The sequence below is a fragment of the Collinsella aerofaciens genome, from assembly GCF_032584215.1.
GTDB lineage: Bacteria > Actinomycetota > Coriobacteriia > Coriobacteriales > Coriobacteriaceae > Collinsella.
Genome location: NZ_JAWHPN010000001.1, coordinates 51,096 through 65,046, shown reverse-complemented (window position 1 = coordinate 65,046; position 13,951 = coordinate 51,096). Strand labels below are relative to the sequence as shown.

The window sequence follows — 13,951 nt, the reverse complement described above, 5'->3', positions numbered from 1 at the left end:
TTCAAAAATAAAATGAGCAAGACCTCGAGATTTATCCCAAGGCGATAACGACGTGCACGCATTTAGAGGTATTCGAGGAAACGAGCGGCGGCAAGCGAAACATCGGCCGTTCGATATATGGCGTTGATCTGCCGATGGGGATGCCCTTCGAGCGGACGCACAGCAACATCGAACTGGCAGCGACGCAAGATGAGCGCGGGAAGAATGCTCACGCCCAGGCCATCCTCGACCATAGCCATAATCGCATAGTCATCCCAAGTCGACAGTTTTGAGCGCACCGCCAGCCCCGCCCGACGGAATAGCGGCGTAATCTCGTCATCAGTGCCGCGTTCTAGCAGAATAAACTGCTCGTTGGCTAAATCGGCAAGAGAAACGACCTCCGCCGTGGCAAGCGAGGAGTCTGCTGGCACCACGGCCATCAACTCGTCTTGCACCAACGGTCGCGACGCCATGCCGGCGCCGCGTGGCTCGCGCGGAATAAAGCCCAGGTCGCAGCGGCCTTCCGCCACCCATTGCTCAATCTCGGAGTAATCACCCATCAGCAGCTCGTAATCGACATCCGGATGATCGGCGCGAAAGCGCGCAATCACCGGCGGCAGTACATGGGTCGCCACACTCGAAAACGTACCGATACAGATCTTGCCGCGCATGAGCCCACGCATCTCGTCCACGTGTCGCTGCAGGCGGCCAAACTCCTCGCAGAGCGCCTCAACCGCCGGCATGATCTGCCGCCCATCGGCAGAAAGCACCACGCCCTCGCGGCTGCGATCAAGCACCTTAAAACCCCAGTCTGCCTCAAGGTCGCCCACCATGCGGCTCACGCCCGACTGCGAATAGCTCAGCCGCTCTGCAGCACGCGTAAAGCTGCCGGCACGCACCGTCTCGAGCAGCACTTGCATCTTTTGGATATTGGTCTCCACGGCACGTCCCCACCCTTGCATGAGTTTTTGTTATGTTTTCCATGCATTATATTCGCTTTTCTTCTAAAGCCAGTTCACCCATAGTGAATATGTTCGGATATAGAGGGGATGTCAGCGCATGAACAACGGACTGTTTACATACTTAGCAGCATTACTGTTGTTTGGCTCTAACGGCATCATCGCCGCAGCTATCGCACTGCCGAGCTCCGATATCGTACTGTTGCGCACGTTTTTGGGCGCTCTCACCCTTGCCGCCATCCTCTTCATAACCAAGCGCCATAACCTGCAGGCTCCGTCTCGCCCCCGCGAGGCCGCAGCGCTCATCGTCTCGGGCGCCGCGCTGGGCGCCAGCTGGATTTTCCTGTTCCGCGCCTATCAGACGATCGGCGTTGGTATCTCCTCGCTGTTGTATTACTGTGGCCCCATCATCGTTATGGCCCTTTCCCCGCTCATTTTTGGCGAAAAGCTGGCCGGCGGCAAAATCGCCGGCTTTGTCGCCGTCGCCTGCGGTGCTTTTCTCATTGCAGCGCAAGGTCTAGGCGGCAATATGCCCATTGCGGGCATCGTCTGTGGAATCGCCTCGGCCTTCTGCTATGCATTGATGGTCATCGCCAGCAAGGGTGCGCCGCACATCGAGGGCCTCGAGAACTCCGCACTCCAAGTGAGCGCCGCCTTTGTGACCGCACTGGCCCTCACGCTCATCACGCAGGGCGCTCCCTCGTTCCTGTCCGCCGGCGTCGCCGCCAGCATTGATTGGCGCGCCGTCGCTATGCTCGGCGTCGTCAACACCGGCATTGGTTGCCTGCTCTACTTTAGCGCCGTCGCCAAGCTGCCCGTCCAGACCGTCGCCGTCGTCGGCTACCTCGAGCCGCTTTCGGCGGTCGTGTTCTCGGCCGCCCTTTTGGGTGAAGCCATAACACCGGTCCGTCTGATGGGCGCCGCGCTTATCATCGGCGGCGCGATTTTTTGCGAACTCGCCGGCAAACGCGCAAACGCCAAGGCTGGCATCGCCCAGACAGCACGTGCTTAAAAGCCCCTGCTTTGAAATGCTACCTGCGTAGATAAATAATCCCCAGCTGAGGATTATTGTCTAAAATAACCCGATGTGCCAAACTGCTCTTGTATGTATAAAGACGGCATAAAGTTTTTTGTCCTAGACAGATAACCGGATGTCTAAGGGAGTCCTCGTGGCACACAACAAACTGGAGGCAAACCTCCAAGACCAGCGCGGGCAAGGCGGGCACGGAGCCATCCCCCTCTCCGCTGGCATGCTGCTCGTAACGCTCGGCGTCGTCTATGGCGACATCGGCACGAGCCCCATGTACACCATGAAATCAATCGTCGCCAACAACGGCGGCATCGGTACCGTCAGCGAGGACATGATCCTGGGCGCGCTTTCGCTCGTCATCTGGACCATGACGCTCGTGACCACGGTCAAGTACGTGGTAATCGCCATGAAGGCCGACAACCACAACGAAGGCGGCATCTTCGCCCTGTTCAGCCTCGTACGCAAGGTGGCACCATGGCTGATTCTGCCCGCCATGATCGGCGGCGCGGCGCTGCTCGCCGACGGCATCCTCACCCCCGCCGTCACGGTCACCACAGCCATCGAGGGTCTGCGCACCATCGAATGGGGCCATGCGCTGCTGGGCGACGGCCAGACCAACGTCATCATCATCACCATCATCATTATCTGCGGCCTATTTGCCATGCAGCGCGCCGGCACCTCGTCAATCGGCAAGCTGTTCGGCCCGCTCATGACGCTGTGGTTCCTGTTCCTGGCAGGCGCCGGTCTGTTCAACATGCTCGGCAACCTGTCCATCTTGCGCGCGCTCAACCCCATCCGCGGCATTATGTTCCTGTTCTCGCCCATCAACCATTCGGGCATTATGGTGCTCGGCTTTGTCTTCCTGTCGACAACCGGTGCCGAGGCACTCTACTCGGACATGGGCCACGTGGGCAAGGCAAACATCTATGCATCCTGGCCATTTGTTAAGGCGGCCCTTATCCTCAACTATCTGGGTCAGGGAGCTTGGCTGCTCGCCAATAACTCCAACCCCCAGATGCTCGCGATGGATATCGTCAACCCGTTCTATATGATGCTCCCCGAGCCCCTACGCCCCTTTGCCATCGTGCTTTCGGCCGTGGCGGCCATCATCGCCTCACAGGCGCTCATCACCGGCTCGTTCTCGCTGGTATCCGAGGCAACGCGCCTCAACCTTATGCCGCACCTGCGCATCCACTACCCCAGCGACACCAAGGGCCAGCTCTATATTCCACTCGTCAACAACATCATGTGGGTCGGCTGCATCTTCATTGTGCTGCTGTTCCAGAACTCCGAGCGCATGGAGAGCGCCTATGGCCTCGCCATTACCGTGACCATGCTTATGACCACCACGCTGCTGACGAGCTATATCGCCGGCATCCTCAAGCACAAGCTGGGCGCCTGCGTCTTCGCCCTGCTCTTCGGTGCCATTGAGCTGTGCTTCTTCGCCTCGTGCCTCACCATGTTCTTTGACGGCGGCTACGTAATGATCTTCTTGGCCTCGCTGCTGTTTGGCCTTATGTACGTGTGGCGCCGCGGCACCGCCATCGAGCGCACGCAGACGATCCTGCTGCCCGTCTCCAAGTACATTGACCAGCTCAACCGCCTGCGCAACGACGAGACCTACCCCGTGCTCGCCGACAATCTGGTGTTCCTCACCAACAGCCCCGACCCGCTCACGCTCGACCGCGACGTGCTCTATTCCATCTTGGATAAGCATCCCAAGCGCGCCAAGGCATACTGGTTCATCAACGTGCACGTTACCGACGAGCCCTATACGCACGAGTATTCCGTCGAGACCTTTGGCACGGACTTTTTGTTCCGCGTGCGCTTGGACCTGGGCTTTAAGGTCAACCAGCGCGTTAATGCCTACCTGCGCCAAATCGTTGGCGACTTGATGGCATCGGGTGAGCTGCCGCCGCAGCATCACACCTACTCCATCTACGAGACGCGCGGCAACGTGGGCGACTTCCGTTTTTGTATGCTGCGCAAGATGCTCGCCCCCGAAACGGACATCAACCGCAATGACCACCGCGTGATGGCCATCAAGTACGCCGTCCGCCGCGCCTGCGGAAGCCCGGCACGCTGGTACGGTCTCGAGAACTCGGCCATCATCATCGAGTACGTGCCGCTGTTTGCCCGCATGCGCCCGGCCGTTAAGCTCGTGCGCACCCAAGTGCCGCTCGAGGTTCAGATCGAAGAGGCCGAAGAAATGGAAGTCGACATCTTCTCGGACGACCTGGTCAACGGCAACGAAGCCGGTAAGAATATGAACGTCGATCCCACTGAGCTGCTCGAGAGCGTCGCAGATACGCCCGAACAGCAACTCGACGGACTCGAGAGCACCCAGTTCAACGACGCCAACTTCTAACACGCCACCAGCCATTGACGACAACGGCCTCGCATCTCATAAGAGGTGCGAGGCCGTTTTATGTCGCAACGGACCAGTGAGCTACGAACGGCGCGGCTCGGGAACCACGAGCCTATCGGGGCTCGCGCCCTCGGCATCCATCAGGCTCACGTAGCGAATCGACGGATCCCCATACATCGCGTAGTAATAATTGCCCGTGCGCGCGCTAAAGCATCCGGTGTAGATAGTCTTCTCGAACTTGCCATCGCCCATCCTGGACGCTCCCTCGATCATCACCACGCCCTCGAGCGAGCGGAACATGCGAACGACGTTTTCGGTCTCGCTCTCCTTTTGCGGGTAATTGGCATTGAGGTACGCCGCCTTTACAAAACGGCTCGGCGAATAGCAATCGCCCGGAATGCCGCGCATGCCGGCACCGGCTCCATAGGGCTTAAGCTCGGCGCCACGCCATGTCGCCGTCTGCGGAAAATCGCTTGTGGCGGTGATATAGGTGCGCAGGTTTTCCATGTGCCACGGGAAGGTCGGCTGGTTGGCAAGGGTGTCGACCGGATCGTCGTATACATGCAGGCCGTCAGCCATCATCTCGACCACGATACTGCGCTGGCTGTCGCCGATAATCCAATGGAGCAGCGACACGCCCAGCCCCTCTCCGGCAGATTTGGCGACAATCACCGTGTCGCGCAGCGCGGCCTCGACCTCATCGACCGTCGAGAACGTCGCTGCCACCCACAGGGGAAACTCATAGGCCGCGATATTGGTCTTGCCGTCGACAGGGTCCTCGGCATACTCGGCATAACCCGGGAAATTGAGACCCGCCACGGCGAGGCCCGCATCGTTGCCGCAGTCGAAGAACATAGGGTAATTCTTGTAATCGATGCACATACCGATCACCGCGTGTGCCGCTGTCGCGTCGTCGATAAACGAATACGGAATGTGAAACCCGCGCGGCATCACGCGAACCTGTTGGCCGTAGTCAAAGCTCCAGTCGAGGTTGCGGCCCAGATACATGTGGCCAGAATTATCGGTAAATCGAATGCTCGTACACATAGCGCCTCCTAGCTTTACGTTCTTGCTAAGGTTATTGTCACCAAACAAAAAGGCGCTAAACACAAAAGCCCGGACATGACAACAATGTCACGCCCGGACTATTCAAGCAGGATAAACTCAACCAAGTTAACCCCGCAGGTCGTCTAAGGGGTCAAAGTGCCGCAGATTGCCACGAAAGAGGAGCGAAGCGTACTTAAGGTACGCGAGCGACGATTGAGCGGCAAGGTGCGGTGCTTTGGTCCCCTTAGACCAACTTTCCAAGACAGTGATCGATCATATGCTGGATCATCTGTGCCTCAAAGCCCGCGTAGTCGCGGCGGCACTCCTTCATCTTGCCGTCGACAATCTGGTCAAAGGCAACCTTGCACTTGATATAGCGCGTGGACTTGGTGACCTCCTCGTGCGTCAGGCAGCTCTCCTCCATCTTGCTGGCACCCAGGCCAAACACCAGACGGGGGTTGTAGAGCACGTGGGGCTCGCCGGCATCGTCCAGGTAGACGCAGACCTTCTTGGTAACGCCAATCTGGTTGGCGGCCAAGCAGCCGGCATCATCGAGCGACTTGATGGTATCAATCAGATCCTGAGCGACCGACTCGTCCTCGACAGTCGCAACCTCGCAACGCTGAGACAGGATAGCCTCGTCGCGGCAGAGCTCTTTAATCATACGTTCCTCCATAGGGGTCGTTGTAACCGCTTAAGTATACGGTACCTACACAATTTCATGCGAAAGATACCGCCCGTCCGTTACAAACCGCCGAACATCAACATGTGAGGAACACCAACTTCACAAAGGCGATATAGTGGGTGAGTTCGTGTCAATCGGCCTAAACTCGGGGCCGAACAAGGAAAGGGTATGCATGGACGAACTATTTCACGTCAGCGAGCGCAAGTCCACAATCGGGACCGAACTTCGCGCTGGACTGACAACATTCCTGGCGATGGCCTACATCATCGCCGTCAACCCTGCGGTGCTCTCGGGCGCCGGCATCGATGCGGGAGCGCTCGCCTGCGCCACCTGCCTGGGCGCTGGCATCATGACCATCTGCATGGGCATCTTCGCCAACCGCCCGCTCGCCTGCGCGTCGGGACTGGGCATCAACGCCATGATCGCGGGCATCGCCACCACCATGTGCGGCGGCGACTGGCACGTGGCCATGAGCGTTATCTTCCTCGAGGGTATCGTCATCTTGCTGCTCGTCCTTTGCGGCCTGCGCGAGGCCATCATGGATGCCATCCCCGTGGTCCTGCGCCACGCCATCTCGGTGGGTCTGGGCCTGTTTATCGCCATGATCGGCCTGTGCGACGCCGGCATCATCACCGCTGGCGCCGGTACGCTCGTCGGCCTGGGCGACATCGCCTCCCCCACCTTTATCGTCGGCATCATCTCCATCGTCGTGACGGTTGCCCTGGCTTCCCGCAACGTGCCGGGCTCGCTGCTCATCGGCATCATCGTCGCCGTTATCGCCGGTATCCCGCTGGGCGTCACCCATGCGCCCGAGGGCCTCATCGCACCGCTCGACTTCTCGACCTTTGGCGCCCCGTTTGCCAGCACCGCCGACGGCAACATGGCCATCGTGAAAGTTCTGACCGACCCGATGCTGCTCGTCGTTGCCTTCTCGCTGCTCATGAGCGACTTCTTCGACACCATGGGCACCGCGATGGCCGTCGCCAAGCAGGGCGAGTTCCTGACCGAGGACGGCAATGTCGAGGACATCCGTCCCATCCTGGTCGTCGACTCCGTGGCCGCTGCTGCCGGTGGCTTTATGGGCGTCTCCTCCATCACTACCTTCGTCGAGTCCACCTCTGGCGCTGCCGACGGTGGTCGCACGGGCCTCACCTCCGTCACCACCGGCGTGCTGTTCATTCTCGCCGCGTTCTTCTCCCCCATCGTCACCATCGTTTCCAGTGCCGCCACCTGCGGTGCTCTGGTCTACGTCGGCTACCTCATGATGAGCGAGGCCTCCGAGATCGACTGGTCCGACGTGTCGCAGGGTTTCCCGGCGTTCATGATTGTCGCCGGCGTGCCCTTCACTTACTCCATCTCTGCCGGCATTGGCCTGGGCTTTATCGCCTACGTGATCGTCGCGCTCTTTAAGGGCGAGGCCTCCAAGATCAAGCCGCTCATGTGGATCGCAGCCCTTGCCTTCCTCGTCTACTTCTTTGTAGCGTAGGCGCAAGATTCGCAATACCAAACAGCAAAGCGCGGAGTCGCATCGAGCGGCTCCGCGCTTTGCTTTTAAAGCCAGGCACCACACGGACGCGCGATGTATTGCTTCGCAAGTTTTGGACGTTTTGCTCTCCAAACGGCACTACCGACGGCTACATCCTGCAGATATGCTGGATATAACCGCATAGGCCCTATGAGGATGGGAGTAACCATGGCCGCCTTGTTCACGACCCCCAAGCGCAATGACAAAACCTCTGGAGCCCATTTTGTCGAGCCCGACCTGCGCCGTCGCACGCTGCTCGCACACGGCAGCTGGCGCCGCGTGACGCGCCGCATCGTTGTAGGCGCCGTATGCGCGCTTACGGTAAGCTCGCTGCTCATGCCGAGCATCTCGCTCGCAGCCGAGTGGGTGGACGTTGGCGGCGTCCGCCACGAAGCGGCCGCGGGCCCCACGGGAGACGCCGCCGGTACCTGGTCATGGGATGGCGCCGATGACATGAAGCTCAACGGCTATAACGGCGGCGCGATCGAGGCAGCGGGCAAGCTCAACGTGAGCTACGAGGGCAACAACACCGTCACTAACGACGACGGCCGCGGCATCAAGGTTAAGGATGGCGCGAACGAGAACGCCGAGCTTAATATTCAGGGCGACGCGTCCAGCACGCTCAACGTGACATCTTCTCGTGACGCCATCACTTCCGTCGGCAACATCAACATCGACGGCGCTGGCACTGTCAACGCCACGAGCACCGAGCACGATGCCATCGATGCCGGGGGCGATGTCACCATCAAGGGCTCGGGAAACGTTAACGCCACGGGCGATTCGGATGGCATCAGGGCCGACGGCAACATCACGATCGACAACAGCGGAACCGTCACCGCCAAGGCCACCGAGGATCAGGGTATCGATGCTAACGAGAACCTCATCATAAAGGGCGGCGGCAAGGTAGAGGCAAGCTCTATCGAGGACAATGCGATTTGGGCCGACGGCAGTATCGAGATCTCGGGTGGCAGCCAGGTCAAGGCAAGCTCCGAGGAAGACGCCGCCATCGACGGTAAAAACAGCCTCACGGTCACGAACGCTTCCCTCAACGCAGGTGGCGTTGGGTATGGCATCTATGTCTACAAGGGCATCACGCTCGATGGCGCGACCGTGACGGTCCGCGCAAGCTCAGATGGCGGGGAAGTCAGCGCACTCTTCACCGATGAGGACGACATCGTCATCAAGAACGGCTCGACTGTGGATGCGCTCGCAGAAGGCAGGTTCTCGGTTGCAATCTCCACCAGTAATTTCTACTCCGGCGAAGCGGGTGGCCATATCTACATCAGCGACTCCGTTGTCAAGGCCATAGCCCGCTATGCCGAGACCGGCGGCGACGGCCCCGACCACTACAGTGGAGACCAAAACGACGAAATCATCCCTGAGTCCGAGGGCCTGAACATCGGCATCTTCGCGCAGACCAGCGAGGGCATCACGCCCGCGACCATCTCGATCGTCCGCAGCAGGGTCACGGCCGAGGGAGACACGGCGGCAATCTTCGCCCTTGCCATGAGCGCGGACGGCAAGGCGATCGGCACCATCGAAATCGAAGGAGCCACCATCCAGACGCCTGAAGGCGGCAAGGTCATTGACTATCGCAGCAAGGAAGAACTCAGCGACGGCATCGTCTACGAGGCGGGTCAAACCATCGGCACGGGCGACGCCGTGATCGACTCCCCCTACAACGAAGCAGTCGCCAAGCACACGCTCATCGCGCCTCCCGAGGAGACCAAACCCGAGGAAAAGCCCGGCGAGACCAAGCCGGGTTCCAAGTCCGAGGGCGCGAAGACGATCAAGACCGTTGCAGCTGCAGCCACGGGAGCCAAGACCGCCGGCAAACTCGCGGCAACCGGCGACGCCTCGAGCGCAGCCATCATAGCGACCGCCCTTGTAGGAACGGCCGCTATCGTCACAGGCGCCCTGGCGAGTCGCAAACGCTCGTAAACACTTTTTCGCACAGGACGGGTGGATCGCGGCTCTTGCCTTCCCCGTCTACTTCTTCGTAGCGTAAGGGCAAGGCTGCAAAAGCTGAACAATAAAGCGCGGAGTCGCCATGCGGCCCCGCGCTTTTCTTTTAGCGTCGGTCCCTGCGCCGGCGTGCGGCCTATTTCTCCCCCATTTTGGCCATTTTGCCCTCCAAACGGCACTACCGCCGGCAACATCCAGCAGATACGCTGAATCTAGCCGTATAGGCCCTATGAGAACGGGAGCAACCATGGCAGCCTTGTTCACGACCCCCAAACGCAATGACACTACCGCCGGAACCCATGTTGCCGAACCCGACGTTCGCCGTCGCATAGGACTCGCGCACGGCAGCTGGCGCCGCGTGACGCGCCGCATCGTCGTAGGCGCCGTGTGCGCGCTCACGGTGAGCTCGCTGCTCATGCCGAGCGTCTCGCTCGCGGCGGAATGGGTCAAGGTCGGCGAAACCAAATACAACGCCGGCACTGCGGCGGGCGACGAGACCGGCACCTGGTCGTGGGACGGCGCCGACGACTTGAAGCTCAACAACTATAACGGCGGCGAGATCCAGGCCGCAGGCAAGCTCAACGTGAATTACTCGGGAAACAACATCGTCACTGCCGACTGGATCGAAGGCATCAAGGCTTCTCATGGCAAGAATGAGAACGCCGAGCTCAATATCCAAGGCGACGCGGGCAGCACGCTCAGCGTGACATCTACTGAGGACGCTATCCTCTCCACGGGTAATATCAACATCGACGGAACCGGATCCGTCAACGCCACGAGCGCTGGGTTTGATGCCATCGACGCCGAGGGCGATCTCGCTATCAAAGGTTCGGGCAACGTCAACGCCACGGGCGTATCGGATGGCATCAGGGCAAACGGCAATATCACGATTGACGACAGCGGGGCCGTCACCGCCAGGGCTACCAAGGACAAGGGTATCGGAACCGACAAGAACCTCACCATCAAAGGTGGCGGCACAGTCGAGGCAAGCTCAGCCGATGGTGAGGCCATTTGGAGCGGCGGCAACATCAATATCTCGGACGGCAGCCAGGTCAAGGCGAGCTCCGAGAAAGACGCCGCCGTCGAGGCCAAGGGCAGCCTCGCAGCCACAAACGCCTCCCTCAACGCAAACGGTGTTGAATATGGCGTCTATGCCCACAAGGGCATCACACTCGATCATGCAAACGTGACAGTCCGCACAAGTAAAGGCAGATACGGTGGCGCCATTGCCCTCTTCACCCACCAAGACGATATCGTCGTCAAGAACGGCTCCACCGTGGACGCGTTTGCGGAAGGCGAGGTTTCGGCTGCATTCTCCACCAGAAACGATCGACCCAACGAGGAGGGTGGCCACATCTACATCAGCGACTCCGTTGTCAAGGCCATAGCCCGCTATGTCGAGAACGGCGACGGCCCCATCCCCTACAGCGAAAACCAAGATGGTGAGACGAGCCCCGAGCCCCGAGGCGAGAACATCGGCATCATCGCCCAGACCAGCGAGGGCGTCACACCCGCAGTCATCTCGATCATCCGCAGCAAGGTAACGGCCGAAGGAGATACAGCGGCAATCTTTGCCCGTGCCATGAGCGCTGACGGCAAGACAATCGGCACCATCAAGATTGAGAACGCCGCCATCCAGACGCCCGAAGGCGGCAAGGTCATTGACTATCGCAAGCTCCGTGACGGCATCTACGAGGCAGGCCAAGCCATCGGCACGGGCAACGCTGTGATCGACTCCCCCTATAACGAAGCTGTCGCCAAGAGCATGGTCATCGCACCTCCCGAGGTAGCCAAGCCGGAAGACCCCAAGCCCGACGAGACCAAGCCCGCAGAAAGCAAGCCCGCGGAGTCCAAGCAGAACCCCAAGCCTGAGGGCTCAAAGCCGACCAAGGCCGTTGCGGCTTCAATCACGAAAGCCAAGACTACCGGCGTGCTCGCGGCAACCGGCGACACCTCGGGTGCGGCCATCGTGGCAACCGTCCTTGCGGGAACAGCCGCTATCGCCGCAGGCACCATGGCGAGCCGCAAGCGCTCTTAGACGCCTCTGCGCACATGGCAGCTCCCGCGAAGGCCCCGAGTCCCAGCACCGTTTAACAACGCCACCGCCGAGCTCCCCTCCGGCGGTGGCGTTTTCCATATGCGTCCGCAGGGTATGCACGAGATTGTCTTTGGTCTAGCCCAATCTGCATGAGCCGGCGTGCGACAATGGGGGCCGTCGATATCACAACGCCGAGAGAAGCCCGTCATGGAAGCGTATCAAAAGCAGATAACCGTTCATGCACAGCATGCCGAAAGCGCACCAGTCATCTATCTTCCCGTGGTCATGGGCGACGGCACGGAGGTTTATGAACGCTGCCGAGAGCTCAACTGCCCGCCCTTCACGCTTGTCGGCATTGGCAGCCTCAACTGGAATCGCGAGCTGAGCCCCTGGGGATGCGACGGAACCGTGCGCGATGCCGAGCCCTTTGGCGGTCAGGCATCCGGATTTCTCGATGAGCTGTTGAACTGGATAATCCCAGAGGCCGAGTCGTCGCTTCCTCAGCCGCCCACCTGGCGCGGCATTGCCGGCTACTCGCTCGCGGGCCTCTTCGCGCTCTGGTCCCTCTGGCAAACCGACGCCTTTAGCCGCGCCGCAAGCGCATCGGGGTCGTTGTGGTTTCCCGACTTTGTCGATCGCGCCAGCACGGCCCCTTTTGCCGGCAACCCGCAGGCCGTCTATCTGTCACTCGGCAAAAAGGAAACCAAGACGCCCAACCGCATGATGCGGCACGTACTCGACGATACGCGCGCGATGGAAGAGCTGTTTATCGAGCGTGACATTCCAACAATGCTGGAGCTCAACCCCGGCAATCACTTTGCCCAAACTGACCTGCGCATGGCGCGCGGCATCCACTGGATACTGACGCATTAAAAATGGCGCCCACGCGTACATACGCATGGACGCCATTTTTAATTTGGCTGAACGCAACTGCTATTCAGCAGTCTCCTCAAGCTCGGAAGTATCGAACTCAAAGTCGTTACCGGGCAGGATGGCGTTGAGCACGATACCCACCAGCGAGCCCACGGCAAGGCCGGAAAGCGAAATCGTCACGCCGCCCAGCTCCAGCACGATGGCGCCGGTGGTACTGTAGGCAATGCCGAGCGAAAGCACGAGCACCAGAGCCGCCACCAGCACGTTGCGGTTGTTCTGGAAATCAACCTGGTTCTCGATAAGGTTGCGAACGCCCACGGCACTGATCATGCCGTAGAGCACAAGCGACACGCCACCGATAACGCATGCCGGCATAGCAGCGATCACAGCAGCGAACTTGGGGCAGAACGAAAGCACAATGGCACAGCAGGCGGCAATGCGAATCACGCGCGGGTCGAACACGCACGTCAGGGCAAGCACACCGGTGTTCTCACCATACGTCGTATTGGCAGGGGCGCCAAAGAGCGATGCCAAGATAGTCGCCAGGCCATCGCCGAGCAGGGTACGGTGCAGACCGGGATCGGCAATGTAATTGCGTTCGCAGGTAGAGCCAATGGCGGAAATATCTCCAATGTGCTCAATCATGGTCGCAAAGGCCAGTGGCATGATGGTGATAATGGCCGTCGTGGCAAGACTGCTATCGAACTGCGGTCCAAAGAGCGCGAACACGGTGTTGTCCCACACGACAGGTAGACCGACCCACGGCGCGGCGGCAACCCCCGAAAAATCAACCTCGCCCAGCACCGCCGCAACGGCATAGCTCACCACAACGCCCAGCAGAATCGGCACGATCTTGACCATGCCGCGGCCCCAAATGTTGCAGATGATGATCACGGCAACGGCAATAGCAGCAACAAACCAGTTGGTCTGGCAGTTGGCGATAGCAGAGCTTGCCAGGATCAAGCCGATGGAAATGACGATGGGACCGGTCACCACCGGCGGGAAGAAGCGCATGACGCGCTTGGCGCCAAAGGCGCGGAACAGCGCTGCCAGCACCGGATAGAGCAGGCCGGCGCAGGCAACGCCCAGACAAGCGTAGGGCAAAAGCTCGGCCTCGCCGTTGGGTGCAATGGCGGCATAACCCGCGATAAAGGCAAACGACGAGCCCAGGAACGCGGGCACCTTACCGCGCGATAGAAAATGAAACAGCAGCGTGCCGATGCCGGCGAACAGAAGCGTCGTCGAAACGGAAAGGCCGGTGAGCACGGGCACGAGCACCGTGGCTCCGAACATCGCAAACATGTGTTGCAAACCCAACACGAACATGCGTGGGCGGCCGAGCGACGATGCATCGTAGATGGCATCGGTGACGGCGGGCGTCGAAGACTGGGACATGGAAGTCCTTTCGAATGGAAGGGCGATCAGGCATATCGGATAACCTGCCCGAACGATACGATCCGAACCATTGTACGCGATATGCAG

10 protein-coding genes are annotated in these 13,951 nt (G+C 60.0%); 6 read left to right on the top strand and 4 right to left on the bottom strand.

Annotated elements, in window-relative coordinates; all coding sequences use genetic code 11:
- Positions 1-62: 62 nt before the first annotated feature.
- On the bottom strand, positions 63-920 hold the full coding sequence (locus RX395_RS00285; protein WP_271817594.1) for a LysR family transcriptional regulator: 858 nt from the start codon (positions 918-920) through the stop codon (positions 63-65).
- 118 nt (positions 921-1,038) lie between these two features.
- On the opposite strand from RX395_RS00285, the gene RX395_RS00280 reads away from it, so the two are divergent.
- Together RX395_RS00280 and RX395_RS00275 are read left to right on the top strand one after the other, a co-directional pair.
- A complete protein-coding gene (locus RX395_RS00280) occupies positions 1,039-1,950 on the top strand; it encodes a DMT family transporter (protein WP_316364618.1) in 912 nt (303 codons plus the stop codon).
- A gap of 139 nt (positions 1,951-2,089) precedes the next feature.
- Positions 2,090-4,336 (top strand): KUP/HAK/KT family potassium transporter, encoded by a 2,247-nt coding sequence (locus RX395_RS00275; RefSeq protein WP_117797689.1) that lies wholly within the window; start codon positions 2,090-2,092, stop codon positions 4,334-4,336.
- 81 nt (positions 4,337-4,417) lie between these two features.
- On the opposite strand, the gene bsh is transcribed toward RX395_RS00275, so the two are convergent.
- Positions 4,418-5,383 carry a choloylglycine hydrolase gene (gene bsh / locus RX395_RS00270; RefSeq protein WP_138341130.1) on the bottom strand — a complete coding sequence of 322 codons (966 nt, stop codon included), beginning with the start codon at positions 5,381-5,383 and terminating at the stop codon, positions 4,418-4,420.
- A 244-nt stretch (positions 5,384-5,627) separates the two neighbouring features.
- Positions 5,628-6,047: a peptide deformylase gene (locus RX395_RS00265; RefSeq protein WP_196025965.1), complete on the bottom strand. Its 420-nt coding sequence runs from the start codon at positions 6,045-6,047 to the stop codon at positions 5,628-5,630.
- Positions 6,048-6,240: 193 nt separating this feature from the next.
- On the opposite strand from RX395_RS00265, the gene RX395_RS00260 reads away from it, so the two are divergent.
- The 4 genes from RX395_RS00260 (at position 6,241) to RX395_RS00245 (ending at position 12,469) form a co-directional block, all read left to right on the top strand.
- Positions 6,241-7,554 carry an NCS2 family permease gene (locus tag RX395_RS00260; RefSeq protein WP_195192972.1) on the top strand — a complete coding sequence of 438 codons (1,314 nt, stop codon included), beginning with the start codon at positions 6,241-6,243 and terminating at the stop codon, positions 7,552-7,554.
- A 207-nt stretch (positions 7,555-7,761) separates the two neighbouring features.
- A complete protein-coding gene (locus RX395_RS00255; RefSeq protein ID WP_316364612.1) occupies positions 7,762-9,534 on the top strand; it encodes a carbohydrate-binding domain-containing protein in 1,773 nt (590 codons plus the stop codon).
- Positions 9,535-9,805: 271 nt separating this feature from the next.
- Complete coding sequence (locus tag RX395_RS00250; protein ID WP_316364611.1) at positions 9,806-11,596, top strand: hypothetical protein; 1,791 nt, start codon at positions 9,806-9,808, stop codon at positions 11,594-11,596.
- A 207-nt stretch (positions 11,597-11,803) separates the two neighbouring features.
- Positions 11,804-12,469: an alpha/beta hydrolase gene (locus RX395_RS00245; RefSeq protein WP_316364609.1), complete on the top strand. Its 666-nt coding sequence runs from the start codon at positions 11,804-11,806 to the stop codon at positions 12,467-12,469.
- A gap of 60 nt (positions 12,470-12,529) precedes the next feature.
- On the opposite strand, the gene RX395_RS00240 is transcribed toward RX395_RS00245, so the two are convergent.
- Positions 12,530-13,864 (bottom strand): uracil-xanthine permease family protein, encoded by a 1,335-nt coding sequence (locus tag RX395_RS00240; protein WP_316364607.1) that lies wholly within the window; start codon positions 13,862-13,864, stop codon positions 12,530-12,532.
- Positions 13,865-13,951: the final 87 nt, after the last annotated feature.

Excerpts from the sequence above, each read along its gene's own strand:
- RX395_RS00280 (WP_316364618.1), top strand. The coding sequence starts at position 1,039 with ATGAACAACGGACTGTTTACATACTTAGCAGCATTACTGTTGTTTGGC.
- RX395_RS00275 (WP_117797689.1), top strand. The coding sequence starts at position 2,090 with ATGTCTAAGGGAGTCCTCGTGGCACACAACAAACTGGAGGCAAACCTC.
- bsh (WP_138341130.1), bottom strand. The coding sequence starts at position 5,383 with ATGTGTACGAGCATTCGATTTACCGATAATTCTGGCCACATGTATCTG.
- RX395_RS00265 (WP_196025965.1), bottom strand. The coding sequence starts at position 6,047 with ATGATTAAAGAGCTCTGCCGCGACGAGGCTATCCTGTCTCAGCGTTGC.
- RX395_RS00260 (WP_195192972.1), top strand. The coding sequence starts at position 6,241 with ATGGACGAACTATTTCACGTCAGCGAGCGCAAGTCCACAATCGGGACC.
- RX395_RS00255 (WP_316364612.1), top strand. The coding sequence starts at position 7,762 with ATGGCCGCCTTGTTCACGACCCCCAAGCGCAATGACAAAACCTCTGGA.
- RX395_RS00250 (WP_316364611.1), top strand. The coding sequence starts at position 9,806 with ATGGCAGCCTTGTTCACGACCCCCAAACGCAATGACACTACCGCCGGA.
- RX395_RS00245 (WP_316364609.1), top strand. The coding sequence starts at position 11,804 with ATGGAAGCGTATCAAAAGCAGATAACCGTTCATGCACAGCATGCCGAA.
- RX395_RS00240 (WP_316364607.1), bottom strand. The coding sequence starts at position 13,864 with ATGTCCCAGTCTTCGACGCCCGCCGTCACCGATGCCATCTACGATGCA.